Annotated in this window: 9 protein-coding genes; 2 read left to right on the forward strand and 7 right to left on the reverse strand. The window is 35.4% G+C overall.

Going from position 1 to position 16982, the window contains the following annotated elements; translation table 11 throughout:
* Positions 1–98 precede the first annotated feature (98 nt).
* The 6 genes from IRZ78_RS07800 to porU all read right to left on the reverse strand — a co-directional run bounded on the left by IRZ78_RS07800 (position 99) and on the right by porU (position 10507).
* Entirely contained in the window at positions 99–1946 is a 1848-nt protein-coding gene (locus IRZ78_RS07800) for a hydrolase/aminopeptidase (RefSeq protein ID WP_194615988.1), read from the reverse strand.
* 114 nt (positions 1947–2060) lie between these two features.
* Positions 2061–3698, reverse strand: a complete 1638-nt coding sequence (locus IRZ78_RS07805; RefSeq protein WP_194615989.1) for a pyruvate dehydrogenase complex dihydrolipoamide acetyltransferase — start codon at positions 3696–3698, stop codon at positions 2061–2063.
* 6 nt (positions 3699–3704) lie between these two features.
* On the reverse strand, positions 3705–4703 hold the full coding sequence (gene pdhA, locus IRZ78_RS07810) for a pyruvate dehydrogenase (acetyl-transferring) E1 component subunit alpha (protein WP_173969782.1): 999 nt from the start codon (positions 4701–4703) through the stop codon (positions 3705–3707).
* 158 nt (positions 4704–4861) lie between these two features.
* Positions 4862–5344 carry a cytidine deaminase gene (gene cdd / locus IRZ78_RS07815; RefSeq protein ID WP_194615990.1) on the reverse strand — a complete coding sequence of 161 codons (483 nt, stop codon included), beginning with the start codon at positions 5342–5344 and terminating at the stop codon, positions 4862–4864.
* Between the two features lie 77 nt (positions 5345–5421).
* Positions 5422–6627: a type IX secretion system outer membrane channel protein PorV gene (gene porV, locus IRZ78_RS07820; protein ID WP_194615991.1), complete on the reverse strand. Its 1206-nt coding sequence runs from the start codon at positions 6625–6627 to the stop codon at positions 5422–5424.
* Between the two features lie 40 nt (positions 6628–6667).
* Positions 6668–10507, reverse strand: coding sequence for a type IX secretion system sortase PorU (gene porU, locus IRZ78_RS07825; RefSeq protein WP_194615992.1), 3840 nt, complete (start codon positions 10505–10507; stop codon positions 6668–6670).
* A 213-nt stretch (positions 10508–10720) separates the two neighbouring features.
* Between porU and gldJ the strand changes: the two genes are divergently transcribed.
* Entirely contained in the window at positions 10721–12406 is a 1686-nt protein-coding gene (gene gldJ / locus IRZ78_RS07830; protein ID WP_194615993.1) for a gliding motility lipoprotein GldJ, read from the forward strand.
* Positions 12407–12515: 109 nt separating this feature from the next.
* Positions 12516–13802, forward strand: a complete 1287-nt coding sequence (gene murF, locus IRZ78_RS07835; protein WP_194615994.1) for a UDP-N-acetylmuramoyl-tripeptide--D-alanyl-D-alanine ligase — start codon at positions 12516–12518, stop codon at positions 13800–13802.
* A gap of 37 nt (positions 13803–13839) precedes the next feature.
* Here the strand turns inward: murF and IRZ78_RS07840 are convergent, their stop codons facing one another.
* Positions 13840–16710, reverse strand: a complete 2871-nt coding sequence (locus IRZ78_RS07840) for a triple tyrosine motif-containing protein (RefSeq protein ID WP_194615995.1) — start codon at positions 16708–16710, stop codon at positions 13840–13842.
* Positions 16711–16982: the final 272 nt, after the last annotated feature.

Here is a 16982-nt window from a genome sequence, read left to right on the forward strand (position 1 = left end):
GTAACCGGGGATTTTTTAGTTTGCAGTTTTCAGTCTCGGTCTTCGGTAAGATTATAAACTGAAAACTGCGACTGCGACTGTAAAACCGCGACTGAAAACTATTTCAAAATGCCTTCAACCGCCTGAATAGTCGTAGCATGGTAACCTGATTTTGCTTTATCGAAAATTTTGTTTGCCCAAACTTTTCCTTCTGGAGTTTTTACCATTTCTTTATAAAGCATCATTACAGATCCGGTTCTGCTTATTGAAACTAGAAACTGCTCAATCGCAGGATTCGCTGCTTTGTATTGGTGGATTATTGCCTGAACAAACCATTGACGTTTGATGATGAAATTACCGCCTTTTGTAAAGTTGAATTCTGCATCGATAGCTTCCATTTCTTTTGGCGTAATATCCGTTGGAAGATGATCTATAAAATACTGTTTTTCGCTGGTGGTTGTAATTTTCTGGCTTAATCCTTTTACGCCGGTTTCTCTCCAGCTTTTTTGGATTTTGTCAATAGCATCAAAATCGGCAGAACTTACCGAAGTAATATTTGATGGAATTCCAGGTTTGTAAATCCAGTCTTCGGCTTTTATTTTATCTGCCAGTGCTTTGTCTCCTTTTATAAGATTCTCGTTATAGTATTTAATAAAATCTTCTGTTGTAATAGATTTAAAAGCGTGTGCGTCGAAATAATTTTTAATGAATACGTCAAATTTCTCACGTCCAACAGCGTTTTCGATTACTCTTAAAAAAGCATAACCTTTTACATAAGGAATCATGCTGATCCCGTCGTCAGGATTTCTTCCTGTAAGACTTACTTTTAATCTTGTATCCGGGCTTGTCTCTCCATATTCTGCTACATTATCAACTAATTCTTTGCGGGTGATAACATTTTGCATTTCAAATTCTTTCTTTCCAAAAATTGCTTCGCCAATACGGTGTTCTACATAAGTAGTAAAACCTTCGTTTAACCAAATATCATCCCAGGTAGCGTTTGTAACTAGATTTCCGCTCCAGCTATGGCCTAATTCATGCGCTAATAAGCTCGTTAAAGAACGATCTCCGGCAATAACTCCCGGAGTTAAAAAGGTTAGGTTTGGATTTTCCATTCCTCCGTAAGGAAAACTTGGCGGTAAAACCAAAACATCATAACGTCCCCAACGGTAAGGCCCGTAAAGTTTTTCTGCAGCTACAACCATTTTTCCAAGTTCAGCAAATTCCCATGCCGATTTTTTTAGCATCGATGGTTCTGCGTAAACTCCGGTTCTGTTGTCGATAGATTGAAATTCGATATCTCCAACAGCAATCGCCATTAAATAAGAAGGAATCGCTTTGTCTTGTTTGAAAGTATAAACGCCCGTATCATTTTTCTTTTGTGGATTTACAGCGCTCATTACGGCTAATAAATCTTTAGGAACGGTAACTTTTGCATTGTAAGTAAAACGAATTCCAGGTGAATCCTGGCAAGGAATCCAGGTGCGTGACCAAACACTTTCTCCCTGAGAGAAAAGGAATGGTTTCTTTTTGTCTGCCGTTTGTTCTGGTTTAAGCCATTGTAAGGCAACAGCTTCTTTAGTCGTGCTGTAGTAAATGTTTACCTTAGTTGTAGTAGGCTCGATTGTAATATGAAGAGGTTTTCCGTGAAATTCCACGTCTTTTCCTAATTCGAATTTAGTTTCTTTTTCGTCGTCGCCTAAAGTTACTTTGGTAATATTAAGTGTGTTTTCGTCAAAGATAATTTCGTTTCCTTTACTCACATTGTCAATTAACCAGGAAGCTTTTCCTGAGATAGTCTGAGTGTCAAAGTCGACTTTTATATCCAGATCTAAGTGTTTTACAACAGCAAGTTCTGGTTTAGAATAACTGTGTTCGTCTGTAACAGCAGTTGCTTTTTCTGTTTGTTCCTTTTTCTGACACGCAATTACGGTCAGGAATAAAGTGGCAAGGATTAATTTTTTCATTTTATGAAGAATTGAATTAGTGGAGGAAAATTAAACAAAAAATCCCGTTTTGAATAAACAAAACAGGATTTTATTATAAATAACCTTAAGCTTGGCTCAGGATAAACATTGAAATTATGCCAACATTGTAACAGGGCTTTCGATGTATTGTTTTAATGTTTGTAAGAACTGAGCGCCAGTTGCACCATCAATTGTTCTGTGGTCACACGCTAATGATAACATCATTGTGTTTCCTACTACAATCTGACCGTTTTTAACTACTGGTTTCTCAACAATTGCACCTACAGAAAGGATAGCAGAGTTTGGTTGGTTGATAATCGAATTGAATTCAGTAATACCAAACATTCCAAGGTTAGATACTGTAAAAGTACTTCCTTCCATTTCTTGTGGTCCTAATTTTTTGTTTTTAGCTCTTCCTGCAAGATCTCTTACTGAAGCTCCAATTTGAGATAAACTCATAGCATCTGTAAATTTCAATACAGGAACTACTAATCCGTCTTCAACAGCTACAGCAACACCAATGTTAACGTGGTGGTTGATGATGATAGCATCTTCTTTCCACTGAGAGTTAATTTTTGGGTGTTTTTTCAATGCTAAAGCACAAGCTTTAATTACCATATCGTTGAAAGATACTTTTGTATCCGGAACAGTATTGATTGTCGCTCTTGCGCCCATAGCTTCGTCCATGCTTACTTCGATCACTAAGTTGTAGTGAGGTGCAGTAAATAATGATTCAGCCAAACGTTTTGCGATAATTTTACGCATTTGAGAGTTTTTGATCTCTTCGGTGAAAACTTCTCCGGCAGGAACAAATACTTTTGGTGCAGCAGGAGCAGCGTCAGCTTTTGGAGCAGCAGCAGTTGGTTGTGCTTGTGCAGCTGGAGTAAAGTTTTCGATATCGCTTTTTACGATACGTCCGTTTTCTCCTGAACCTTTAACCTGAGTTAATTGGATTCCTTTGTCAGAAGCAATTTTTTTCGCTAATGGCGAAGCTAAAATTCTTCCTCCGTTTGAAGTTTCAGCTACAGCTTCAGTTGCTTTTTCAGCAGCAGGAGCAGCTTTTTCTTCAGTTGCAGGAGCACTTGCAGTTGCAGCGCCTCCGGCAGTATAATTGTCAGCAATTCCAGAAATATCAGTTCCTGCAGGTCCTATAATAGCTAATAAACTATCAACAGGTGCGGTATTTCCTTCCTGAATACCAATGTATAATAATGTTCCTTCATTGAAAGACTCAAACTCCATAGTAGCTTTGTCAGTTTCAATTTCAGCAAGGATATCGCCTTCGGCAACAGCATCACCTACTTTTTTCAACCAGGTTGCTACAGTTCCTTCTGTCATTGTATCACTCAAACGTGGCATAGTTACTACTATAACACCTTTAGGTAATTCAGTTGCAGCTTTTGCAGGAGCAGCAGTTTCTGTTTTTGCTTCAACAGCAGGAGCGGCTTCAGCTTTTGGAGCTTCTGCAGCAGCAGGAGCATCACCACCAGCTAAAAGAGCAGAAATGTCTTCTCCTTCGTTACCAATGATGGCTAATAATGAATCAACTGGAGCAGTTTCTCCAGCCTGAATTCCGATATGTAAAAGAGTTCCTTCGTTGAAAGACTCAAATTCCATTGTTGCTTTATCTGTTTCGATTTCAGCAAGGATATCTCCTTCGCTAATTTTGTCGCCTACTTTTTTTAACCAAGTCGCTACCGTTCCTTCCGTCATAGTATCGCTCAAACGAGGCATTGTTACTTTTATGGCCATAATATATTATAGTTTATGAGGTGTGAATGGATAGTCTTCTTGTGCGTATACTACATCGTATAATTGTTCTAATTCAGGATATGGAGATTCTTCAGCGAATTTCACACATTCTTCAACCAAATCTTTTACTCTTTGGTCAATTACTTCAATTTCTTCTTCTGTAGCGTACTTTTGATCCATAATTACATCTAAAACCTGAGTAATAGGGTCAATTTTTTTGTACTCTTCAACCTCTTCTTTAGAACGGTATAATTGTGCATCAGACATAGAGTGTCCTCTGTAACGGTATGTTTTCATTTCAAGGAAAGTTGGTCCGTCACCACGACGAGCTCTGTCAATAGCTTCTGTCATTGCTTCAGCAACTTTTACAGGATTCATTCCGTCAACTGGTCCGCACGGCATTTCGTATCCTAAACCAAGTTTCCAGATATCAGTATGGTTTGCAGTTCTTTCAACAGAAGTTCCCATTGCATAACCGTTGTTTTCAACGATAAATACAACTGGCAATTTCCATAGCATAGCCATGTTGAAAGCTTCGTGTAATGAACCTTGTCTTGCAGCACCATCACCAAAGTAGGTCATAGTTACTCCGCCAGTTTCAAAATATTTATCAGCAAAAGCTAAACCAGCTCCTACCGGAATTTGTCCACCTACGATTCCGTGTCCTCCGTAAAAACGGTGTTCTTTAGAGAAAATGTGCATAGAACCTCCCATACCTTTAGAAGTTCCTGTTGCTTTTCCTAAAAGCTCAGCCATTACTCGTCTAGGATCAACTCCCATACCAATTGGCTGTACGTGGTTTCTGTAAGCAGTAATCATTTTATCTTTAGTCAGGTCCATAGCGTGCAAGGCACCTGCTAGTACAGCTTCCTGACCATTATATAGGTGTAAAAAACCTCTAACTTTTTGTTGAATGTATAATGCTGCAAGTTTGTCTTCAAACTTTCTCCAAAGTAGCATGTCTTCGTACCACTTTAAATATACTTCTTTTGTAACTTCTTTCATCTGAATTCTTTCTTTTGCTAAAGTTTGTTTGTGTTATCAATTGTTGCCTATAACGCAAAATAGTTTCCTCCCACAAATTTGCGCCCGAAAGGTCGGGATGCAAAAATAAGACATTCCTATTAAGAAGTAAAATTTAAACGTGACTTTTTGGCTTTTTTTTACAAGAACTTTTTATCGAACATAAAAGGAAGTAAATTTTTAAGGGATGCAGATTTGTAAACTTCGCCAATTTCGCCCATAAAATAGATTTCTATAGGGGTATCTTGCTTTATTTCGTATTCGGCAATAGATTGGCGGCAAGAACCACAAGGCGGAATTGGTGCTGTAGTCTGATTCGTATCTGAAGCTGCTGTAATTGCTATTTTTAAGATTTTGGCATCAGGATACATACTTCCGGCATAAAAAATGGCAACTCTTTCTGCGCATAATCCAGATGGGTAAGCTGCATTTTCCTGATTTGATCCCAAAACTATTTTACCGTTGTCTAATAATAATGCGGCGCCAACTCTAAATTGAGAATAAGGTGCGTAGGCTTTTTTGCGAATTTCAATTGCCTGGCTCATTAAGTCCTTTGTGTCTTTTGAAAGTTCTTCTAATGAGTTGTAAATGGTAAATGATGATGTAATGCTTATTTCTTTCATTCTTTTTATGGGAAAAAAAATCCAAATCTCTAAAAAGTAGAAATTTGGATTGTTATTATTTTTATTATTTTATTCGTTTAGTAAACTTCGTATTTGTCGCCAAAGTTAAAGGTTAAAGAAAAGCGAAGTGTATTTTCTAAAGGATTTTTAATTTTTGATGCCGAAAATAAGTAAGAAACGTCAAGTTTTACTACATTATATTTGAAACCTGCTCCTAAAGAGAAAAACTGAACGCCTCCTTTTTGTGGGCTTTGGTGGTAGTATCCTGCTCTCATAGAAAAAGCATCCTGGTACGTATATTCTCCGGCCACACTATAAGTGATCTCTTTTAGTTCTTCGCTAAAACCACCCGGAGCATCTCCAAATGATTTAAAAATTCCGGAAACCCAACCGATATCATTGTAGTTTTTGTAATTTGTAGCATTTGCCTGTTCCTGAGAAATTTCTCCCAGATCATTATAATCGCCATCTCCGTTTAAATCTACGGGAGTTCCTGGTCCCGGAGGAGTAGGTACTAAAAGTTTGGTAAATTCGACACTCAGTCCAACTTTATTATAGTCGTCCAGAATAAAATCAAAACCACCACCAACTCTTAGGTTTGCCGGTAGAAAGTTTGAGCTTAAGTCGTCATTGTCGTAACTTATTTTCTGACCAAGGTTTTGCATGTTGAAACCTGCTCTCCATCGTCCGTTAAAGTCAGAATAAGCAATTTCCTCAGATTGATAGAATCCTGCAATATCAACTGCAAAAGTACTGGCAGCAGAAGCATCTACATCTTCTGAGGCAATTTTTAGGTTTGAATTGATGAATCTTGCGGCAACTGCCATCGAGAATGTTTCGCTTAATTTCAAAGAATAAGATCCGTCTAAGGCGAATTCGTTTGGTGATACTATTCTGGCAGCTTCACTTGGATCTCCTGTTGTTCTTAACTCAATATCTCCAAAACCAAAATAGCGAAGACTTCCCGCAAAGGCACTTCGTTCGTTGATTTTGTTGTAGTACGTAACCTGACCTAATGAAATGTCATTGGCTAAGTCTGTTAAATAAGGAGTGTAACTAATAGAGAAACCTTGCTTATCTACTGAGAAAGCATATTTTGCAGGATTCCATTGCTGGGAGAATGCATCTGCTGATGTGGCTACACCCTGATCAGCTAAACCGGCTGCTCTGGCATCTGCTGCAACTAATAAAAATGGGACTCCCGTTGTAATAGGTCGGTTGTCCTGGGCCTGTGCTTTAAAAAGAATAAAAGAACAAATTAAGAGTAGTGATATTTTTTTCATTTAGGGACTTAATGTATTTATGATACAAATATATATATAATTATAAGATGACAAGCTTTTCGTATTTTTCTGCCTTTTTATTTGTCAAATTAGATCTGACCGTAAGTTTATAAATATAAACACCCTTTCCTATCCGGTCTCCAAAATCATCTCTTCCGTCCCAGGTTATCTCTCTCGATAAAAAGCCTTCTGTAGTAATGACCTGGTTTTTTGTCCAGACTACTTTTCCTGTGATAGTCATTACCTGAACCTGAACATCTAATGGTTCATAAGGTCTGTTGTGGGAAAACCAAAACTGAGTATAGGTAGAAAAAGGATTAGGGTAATTAAGAACGTGAGTTAGTGTTAATGATTCATCTCCAACAACTACAAATTGTATTTCGCTTGTCACCGGATTGTTGTAAACATCCCATGCTGTAAAGCTTATAGTATGCATGCCCGGAGCTAAATTTCTTAAAGGGAAACGTAAATTTCCGTTAGTATAATCGTCTAATTTTGTTTGATAATAATCATTTAGAATATAGGGATTACTAACGTCTCCGTCCAGAATTGCTACAATGTCATGCCCGATTCCGCTTGCTGTATTTATTCCATTTTCATCCTCCAGAAACGCCAGTAAAAATGGCGATTCGTTTGTAGTCCCGCCAGATACAAAAGTTTCATCGTTCATATATAACTTAACTTTTGGATTTATATTGTCCTGAGGTGCATTTTCATTTATTCCTCCTATTTTAATGGTAGTATTGTAGCCGGTTTGGTTTTCTAAAGCCTGATTTTTTTTCGAATAAAAACTAATTCGCCCATAATCAACGGGAACCCTTATATCTCTTGGTACCACAAAGCTAAATTCGAACTGGCCATTGGTTACGGATGCATTTCCTCTAAAAATAGTTTCTCCCAGTATTTTAAATGACATTGCAGGGCTATAACCATCATTATTTAGGGTACTTGTTGTGATTAATTTGTCAAAAATTGCAGTGGCTAATTCACCATTATAGTTGCTTAGAAGATTGTTATTTTCATCGGTAATCTCTCCTGAAATTTTAATTTTTGCCAAAGATTTAAAGTCCGGAATTGATTGCGAAATCACAACATCATTGACTTTTGTTAAATTAATTCTCGGTTTTGGAATGGCTAATATTAAAGCAGGATCGCCAATATAAAAAATAACATTACTGGCTGAACTTGGATTCTCGTTTTTAGAAATTCGGAGCGCCTCGGCAATACTGGTGTACTGATTCGATCCGTACGAAAGCAGGTTTTTGCTTAGGCTGTCATTAAAATCTTCGGCATTAAATTGTCCTATGGCGCGAATGGTTGTCAGCATAGAAATTGCTCCTCCTTTAGGATTCCAGAAAGTGTATTCGCCTGCTGTTGGTCTTGTTGGGTCATCAAATCGTGAAAACTCACAAGTAATGGTTATAAATAAAGGATACTTATATTGATTGTTTAGATTTTGCCCATCTGATTTTTCCCAGATACGTTCGCTCGCCAGGCCATCTTCGCCACCGTGGCCTAAATAATTAAAAATTAAAGCGCCTTTTTCGAAAGCATTAAATAAATCGGTTCTGGCTTTAGGATATCTTGATCCGCCGGCAGAAGCTTCTTGCGTGTAGGCATCCAAAATGATTTTGTCGACATTCAAAAAAGGTTTCTGCGTAGAAATGTTGTCTGCCAGATTGTTTTGGTAAAACTGTAATGTTGCGTCTGAAGTTTGATCAGAATCATCACTCACCATAACAATATTATTGCGCCAATTTCCATAGGATTTGGTATCGTGGTATTCTAAAACTTTATTCACCATTTCACCTGCCTGAGCATTGTCAGATACCAGCATTCTGCCAACCGCGATATCAATTCCGCCAAAAGGCGAAACCACCACTCCTTCGTTGTTGTCCATTAAGCCATAAAAGTCATCAGATGCAAATGATGTTTCTCCGGTCGAATTGCTAATTATAGATTGATATATAGGTACAATATTGTTATTGTTGGTAATTCTGTCTTTATAGTCAAAAGAGGCATCCCCAAATAAATTCAGATATTTTATTTTTTTGTCTGGAGATGATGCATTGTCATAAATGTATCTGATGCAATTTCTAATGGCTGCGATATCTTGTTTTCCTGAAGAGAATTCCTGATAGATGTTTTCTAATGCAATTACCTTTACATTCAAATTAGAATATGTTCTATGAAAATTCGCTAGTTTTTCGGCTTGGGAAACTAAAAATCTGGGAGTAATAATTACGTAGTCGATATCCTGAAAACTGTTTTGAGTATTTTTAAATAATGTTCCTTTTAGGTTTTGATTGGCAATTTTTGATTGGTTTTCTTTTAAAGGAGTAAAATAATCCGCCGCATCAATTGCAATGTATTTTCTAATTTCTCCTAAGGATGCCTTGAAGCTAAAAGTTGCCTGATTGCTGTTTTCTATTTTTGATACATTATATAGGTCTGTAATGTCCCAAATTTGAGAAATTCCGGAAGCATTGCTGATGGTATAATTTACTATTCCACCGGTTGCGCCGGCTAAGTCGTATTGAAATTTAAATTGTTTGCCTGTGCCTGATAATTTTCTTTTTACGATTAAATTGATGTAATCCAGATAGCCTTTTGATCCTGGAACACCATTATTATTATAGGTAAGTTTTATTTTTATGTTTTCGGCACCGGTAAACGAAGTGTTCGAAGCTAATTTTTGAGTGTAAAACTTTAATTCAGAGTTCGAAACTAAAGCCTGGAAATTAATAGTGCCAATATTTTGACCATTGGCAGCAACTGCAAACGAGGTTGGGGTAAAAGCTGCCGAAGCGGTATTTACTTCTATTTTTACAGGTACTGAAGTTTCGATATTCGGGAAACTAAATTCGAATTCCTGTTCCTGATAAATATCAAATGATTCTCCAAACCATTGGCGACCCAAATGAGCAATGTTGGTTTTGTCGATTTCATGAAATTGATAGTCGTCAAAAGTGTTTAGTTCTAAAGTGCTGTTTCCTGTTGGCTGGTTGAAGTTAGGAATGCGTTTTCCTTCGCCGCCTGCCACCGTAATATAATAATAGGATTTTGTAGTATATAAATTAAGATTTGTTTGGCTTTCAGTATTCCAGTTTTCTACTCCTTCACCATAAAAAAGAATATAATCTTCATTGTTAAAAATGCCGTCGCTTTCTCCAATAATCTGTATCGCATTTTCTGTTAAATCCTCGGGATAGTAAGTGCTATTGGCTAATGGGAGCATTTTTCCTCCATTTCCATAGATCTTAATTCTTCGTGGATCTACTTTTGACGGATCAAATCCAAGGCTTTGTAGGAAAGATTTCGAAATTTTATATACGCCGGATTTTTCGATATAAAATCGGTACCAGTCTCCAGAGGCTAAAACTGAATTATAAACAGAATTTGATTTTTTAAAAGAAGATGAATTGCTGTTGCTTCCTGATGTTGAGTTGCTTGTTGAATAAGAAAAGGATCTCATTCGTTTAAAGCTATTTCCTTCCTTTATTATAGGTGATAACGACAGGAAAGTTTGTCTTTGATCTCTGGAAATAGTTGTTTTTAACGTTTCATTTGGTTTTTCCGGGATGTTTTCGAGTGATAAGTCGCCCAGCTCAGCAATTGAAACAGATTCATAAATAACGTTGGTAATTTGAACGGAATTATTGTTTGAGGAACCAGTTTCGCCTAGGTGAAGCAATAAGCTTATGTTTTTTTTAGTAGTATCGTACCTAAAACTGCCTCCTAAAAAGTAGGGGATTTTTATTTTTGATTCGCCAAAACTCATCTCTTTTTTGTTTTGCCAATCTAGCGTAAAGCTCCCATTTACCTGAGAAAATGAAAGGAACGGAATCAAAAAAAGATATAAGAATAAGGCTTGTTTCATTGGTAGATAAAACTGATTTGTGTTAAAAATATTTTAGTAAGTAAAAATATAGTATTTCATGTTATAGTAAATAATAAAAAGTATATTTTTGCGTTCGTAACTATAGGTTATTTTCTGGTAAAAAACAGCTAAATAAAATTATTAGAACAGATGTTGCTAATTAAATGTTAATTATTATATTGCAGCACCTAAATTTATCACCTAAGAATGAGTATGAAAGTAAACAAAATTGTAGTCTTGCAATTAATGATGTCAATGGTATTGATGTTGGGCACGGCTAGTTGTAGCAAAAAATCGAGTTCCAGTCACGCTTCCAGAGCAACTGGTTGGGATGTAGATAGTCAGAATGGAACTGCTGCTAGAAATGCAGGGAAAAAACAACAGGCTGGTCCTGGTTTAGTTTTTGTTGAGGGAGGTACATTTACTATGGGTAAAGTACAAGATGATGTTATGCACGATTGGAATAACACACCTACCCAACAGCACGTTCAGTCATTCTATATGGATGAAACCGAAGTTACGAATGGTATGTACTTAGAATACCTGGAGTGGTTAAAGAAAGTTTTCCCTCCAACAGAAGAAAATTACAAAAATATTTACGAAGGAGCATCTCCTGATACTTTAGTATGGAGAAATCGTTTAGGATACAACGAAACGATGACTAATAACTATTTGAGACATCCATCTTATGCAAACTACCCTGTAGTTGGTGTTAACTGGATCCAGGCTGTTGAATTTGCTAAATGGAGAACTGACCGTGTAAACGAAGCAGTTTTAGAGAAAAATGGTTACCTTAAAAAAGGAGCTAAAACACAAGATGTTAGTGCTGAAAGTATATTCAACACAGAAGCTTATGTTGCGTCTCCAAGTACTACTTACGGTGGTAATGAAGAACTTGTTTTAAAGAAAAATCCAAACGGAAAAAGACCTAAAGCAGGAAAAGACGGTGTAGTTCCGGAAGAAAAAAATGTTTACGCACAACGTTCTTCAGGAATCATCTTACCAGAATACAGACTACCTACAGAGGCAGAATGGGAATATGCTGCAGCAGCTGATGTTGGACAAAGAGAATACAATATATATAAAGGACAAAAGAAATATCCTTGGTCCGGAGATTATACACGTTCATCTAAACGTAAAAACAAAGGAGATCAATTGGCTAACTTTAAACAAGGAAACGGTGATTACGGTGGAATTGCAGGTTGGTCTGATGATGGTGCTGATATTACAAATGCTGTAAAAAGCTATGCGCCTAACGATTTTGGGTTATACGATATGGCTGGAAACGTAGCCGAATGGGTTGCCGATGTTTACAGACCTATTATTGATAACGAAGCGAATGATTTTAACTACTTTAGAGGAAATCAATACGCTAAAAACAAAATTGGTAAAGACGGTAAAATTGAAATTATCACTAAAGATAACATTCAATACAAAACTTTAAGTAACGGTAAAAAAGTTGCAACAAACTTACCAGGAGAAATTGCTCAGGTTCCGGTTGACGAAAATGAAACTTACCTAAGACAGAACTTCAGTACAAGCGATAACATCAACTATAGAGATGGTGATAAACAATCATCTAAATATTTTGACTTTGGAGATCCTGAAGGAGGAACAAAAGCGGATCAGTCAATGTATAATTCTCCTAAGCACAATGTAACAACAGACAGTTTAGGTCAAATGGTTAGAAAATATGACAACTCTAGTAAACGTACTACATTAATCGATGATAATGTTAGAGTTTACAAAGGTGGTTCTTGGAGAGACAGAGCATACTGGTTAGATCCGGCTCAAAGAAGATATTTTCCTCAGGATATGGCAACAGATTACATCGGATTTAGATGTGCTATGTCTAGGGTAGGTGCAAAAGCTGAAAAAAGAAAATCGCCTAGAAACTAAATTCTAGAAAATTCAATAAAAAAAATTCCAAATTCCAACTGAATTACTCAGCTTTTGGAATTTGGATTTTTTTTATTGCTTATTTTTATAAATGTAAATAATCCTATAAATGAATATTCAGGACATTCATAACTTGTTTTTGCAATGTAAATCGGTTTCAATTGATACAAGAAAAATTGAAAAAGATTCTATGTTTTTTGCTATCAAAGGTGAAAATTTTGATGCGAATATCTTTGCTGCCAAAGCACTGGAATTAGGTGCTTTATTTGTTGTTGTCGATAATGCATCTTATGTTATCGATGAGCGAACAATTCTTGTCGAAAACAGCTTAGAAACCTTGCAGGAACTGGCAAAATTTCATCGTACTTATCTTAAATTGCCTATAATAGCCTTAACGGGGAGTAATGGTAAAACGACGACCAAAGAACTTATTAATGTTGTTATTTCTAAAAAATACAAAACCAAAGCTACAATAGGTAATCTAAACAATCATATTGGTGTTCCTTTGACTTTGTTGTCTTTTAATAAAGAAACAGAAATAGGTATAGTTGAAATGGGAGCCAATCATAAAAAAGAAATTGAGTTTTTATGTGAAATTGCCCAGCCTGATTACGGTTATATTACCAATTTCGGGAAAGCTCATCTTGAAGGTTTTGGCGGAGTTCAGGGTGTAATTGAAGGTAAGAGCGAGATGTATCAATATCTTGCAAAAAGTGATAAACTGGTTTTTGTAAATCTTGAAGATCCTATCCAGATTGAAAGATCTGCCGGAATAAAATCATTTACTTTTGGAATAAATAACGATACTACTGATTTAAAAATCAAAAGTATTAAAGCCAATCCTTTTGTTGCTATAGAGTACGATAATTTTAGTGTCGAATCGCATTTAATTGGGCTTTATAATGCTAATAATATTAATGCGGCTATTGCCATGGGATATTATTTTAAGGTCGACGAAAAGGATATGAAACAGGCAATTGAAACCTACATACCTGAAAATAACAGATCACAATTATTAAGAATCGATTCGAATCAGATTATACTGGATGCTTACAATGCAAATCCTAGTAGTATGGCTGTCGCAATAACTAATTTTCTGCAACTGGAAAATCAAAACAAAGTGATGATTTTGGGTGATATGTTTGAGTTGGGAGATGAGAGTTCGCAGGAGCATAAGTTAATTGTAGATTCCTTATTAAATCAAAATGAATCAGAGTGTTATTTGATTGGTAAGTCATTTTATGAGCATAAGGTTGCTAAAGATAACATTCAGTTTTTTGAGACTTTTGATGCTTTTGTTGATTATCTTAAAACAAGACATTTTAGCGAAAATACAATTCTCGTAAAAGGATCCAGAGGAATGGCGTTAGAGCGCACACTGGAATATATTAAATAACAAAAATCCATCAGTGGCGGCTGATGGATTTTTTGTTTTAGATACTCATTAAGAAACCAATTAAATTTTCCTTTTTATTTAAACCAAGTTTTTTTCGTAATCGATAACGTGCCAGTTCGACACCGCCGGTAGAAATATTCATAATTTCGGCGATCTCTTTTGTTGACATATTCATTAATAAATAAGTAGAAAGATCGAGTTCTCGTGGCGAAATTGTAGGGTATTTTTCTTTTAACCTTTTCAAAAATTCAAAATGAACGTTTTTGATGTGTTTTTCTAAATCTTTCCAGCTTTTGTCTGTGTTTACTTCTTTTACAATGCTTTTGTTCAATTTACTCACCTGGAATTTTGTCGAATCGTCAAGGGCATCAACGTCGATTTCTTTAAGTTTATGAATAATTCCGTTCAGGATTTTATTTTTCTTCACGACCTGCAAAGAATTGTTTACTAACTCTTTGTCTTTTGCTAATATTTTTATCTGAAGCTTATCGTTTTTAAGTTTCTCGATTTCTTTTTCAAGATCAAATTGTTCCTGTCTTATTTTAGATTCTTTTTCAAGATAAAGTCTTCTCTGTTCAATCGTTTCGTAATATTTATTTTTTCGAATTTTCATTTTTACCCTGGCCGAAATTAAATATACCGCTACCATAATTAATACAAAATAAAACATGAAGGCTAGAAAGTGTCTGTACCACGGAGGAGACACCATAAAAGAAAGTGTCGAAGGTTCAGATTGAATCCCGTAACTGTTTCTGACTTTTACCTTCATGGTATATTCGCCTTCTCTTAAATTGGTATATTCTTTAATAGAAATCGTAGACCAGTTACTCCATTTATCATCAAAAGGTTCTAATTGATAAGAGAATTCGACATTTTCAAGATTTTCATATATAGGAGATGAAAATGTAAAGCGCACATGATTGGAAGAGTAGGGGATACGGATATTTTCTGTTTTATGCTGATTGTTTCCCAAAACGATCGTGTCTCCGGGAAATGAAAAACTTCGTATAAATGCCTTGGGCTTGGTTACAAAATTATTGAGCAGCTCAGAATCGTAATGAGCTAATCCGTCTGTTAATCCGATAAAAATATTTTTTGAATCGATTGTATTTACAGACAAATAACTATTTACCAGATTACCTGTTAAGTTCGAGAAAGGTGCAACGACATTTTTGTATTGATCATTCTGTTTCATTAATACCCCTAAAGATTCATCAAAGGCATACCACAAATTCGATTGTGAGTCTTCGCTTAAAGCGTTTATAATAGGAATGTTTTTGAATAATGCCGACAGTTTTTTGTCTTCATAAAACAAATCCTGCTCTTTTGAGAATTTGTAAAAGTGATTGTTGGTCTGAAAGTAGATTTTTCCATCAATTTTCTGGAGGCTGCCAATGTTTTTGTATTGCGGAGATAAATGATTTATTTTTTTGATAGAGATAAATCTTGTCAGATCACTGCTAAGCTGCATTTTGTAGATAGATTCATCTTTTTTAAGCCATAAGTAAGATTCATCAAGCTCAAAACTATTGGATGATTTATCAAAACCTGAAATTTGATTTTTGAATATCAGGCCATTTCCTGTTTTTTGAAAAATAGCAAATCCGTCGTAATTGGAACCAATAAAAAAGCCGGGATGATTGGGCATACTTTTAAAGCCGAAATATCCTTTAGAATCTATAATATGCGTTACTTTTCCTCCTTGTATGGCCAGTGCTCCTCTGTTATTAGAACAAATAAGCTGATTTTCTATTACCTGAACATTCCATGACTGCGCAGTCGTTCCTTCTACAAGTTTAAAAACATCTTCCTTAAAACTATTATTCCAGGCATGATAAAAAACACCCTGATTGGTTGCAACGTATAGGTTGCCCTGATGAATTACCGAGGCATAGACGGTACTAATGTCGTAGCTGAATCCGAAGTAGGTAAATGGAGAACTTTCGTTTAAAAAAGCGATACCGTTGTCTAATCCAAGCCACAAGTTGTTCTTGTTGTCAATAAATGAGGTTAGGACAGTATTGTTTTGTAAGCCTTTTTTTCTGTTAAGATGTTGAATTATTTTACCATTAAAATCACAAATGATAACACCGTCCAAAACAGAGTTTAAAACAATGAAGTTTTTATTTATTATAGCGCCTCCTAATGAGTTGTTTTTTCTAACAAAATTATTTGCTTCAGTTTCCCACGGTGTGATGGTATTGTTTTCGTAAATGAATAATCCTTTTTCAAGCGTTATTATAAGTGTCTTGCCTTTTGATAAAGAATACATGCCCCATATTTCGGTATTATTCAGGGCTGTGGTATTGAGTAATGGATATAATCCGTCATTTCGATATTCTAAGATTCCTTTTTCGACATCCTGAAAGTAAAGTTTGTTATTTAATACAAATGAAAATTGAAATCTTTTAGGAGCTTTTAAGATCGATAATTTTCCGTTTTTTAAAATATAGGCCCGTGCGAAGGATTGAAAAATGGTCTCATTATTTAAAGAGTGAATTTTCCAGATAAAATCGATGATTTTGATTTTGTTTTTATCCACCTTTTTGGACAGAGAAGTATATTCCAGTTTTCCCTTATTGTCAGGTTTAAAAAATCCAAATTCATTATAACCGCCAACAAAGATTTTTCCCGAGTCATCTATTTTTAAACATCGCACAGAAGTTAGATTGGGTAATGGATATTTTCGCCATGAAGATCCGTCGAATTGTAAAAGACCATTATTATTGGCAAAATATAAATTTCCGTTTTTATCCTGATCAATATTCCAGTTTTGTGTTCCTCCTTTATATTCATTTCGCTTGTAATTTCTTACCTCAGGAAGTCCGATGCTTTTAACTTGCCCAAAAAGTGTAATTGAGAATAATGTAAAAAAAATTATAATAAAATATGATTTTATCAATTGCATGGGGTTTTGATTTTTTTTAATTTTTTAATAGTTAACTATTTCTTTTGTAGTGGTTTAAGTTTATTTTTTCTCTACTATCACGATATAGGAAGCTGTTTTTTTTATAAAAATAAGCATTATCATACTAGTGTAGTGTTTATTTTTATAATTAACATTTTCATAACATCTTAAATTTTAATTTTAATTAATTGATAATTAATATTTTATATAAAATTTGATGTGTTTTTGTAATGTAATAAAATTTGATTTGATGTGTTTTTGTAGTGAAAATT

Source organism: Flavobacterium sp. CSZ, assembly GCF_015350725.1.
Classification (GTDB): Bacteria; Bacteroidota; Bacteroidia; order Flavobacteriales; family Flavobacteriaceae; genus Flavobacterium.

Coding starts and splice junctions, on each gene's coding strand:
- IRZ78_RS07800 (WP_194615988.1), bottom strand. CDS start 1,946: ATGAAAAAATTAATCCTTGCCACTTTATTCCTGACCGTAATTGCGTGT.
- IRZ78_RS07805 (WP_194615989.1), bottom strand. CDS start 3,698: ATGGCCATAAAAGTAACAATGCCTCGTTTGAGCGATACTATGACGGAA.
- pdhA (WP_173969782.1), bottom strand. CDS start 4,703: ATGAAAGAAGTTACAAAAGAAGTATATTTAAAGTGGTACGAAGACATG.
- cdd (WP_194615990.1), bottom strand. CDS start 5,344: ATGAAAGAAATAAGCATTACATCATCATTTACCATTTACAACTCATTA.
- porV (WP_194615991.1), bottom strand. CDS start 6,627: ATGAAAAAAATATCACTACTCTTAATTTGTTCTTTTATTCTTTTTAAA.
- porU (WP_194615992.1), bottom strand. CDS start 10,507: ATGAAACAAGCCTTATTCTTATATCTTTTTTTGATTCCGTTCCTTTCA.
- gldJ (WP_194615993.1), top strand. CDS start 10,721: ATGAAAGTAAACAAAATTGTAGTCTTGCAATTAATGATGTCAATGGTA.
- murF (WP_194615994.1), top strand. CDS start 12,516: ATGAATATTCAGGACATTCATAACTTGTTTTTGCAATGTAAATCGGTT.
- IRZ78_RS07840 (WP_194615995.1), bottom strand. CDS start 16,710: ATGCAATTGATAAAATCATATTTTATTATAATTTTTTTTACATTATTC.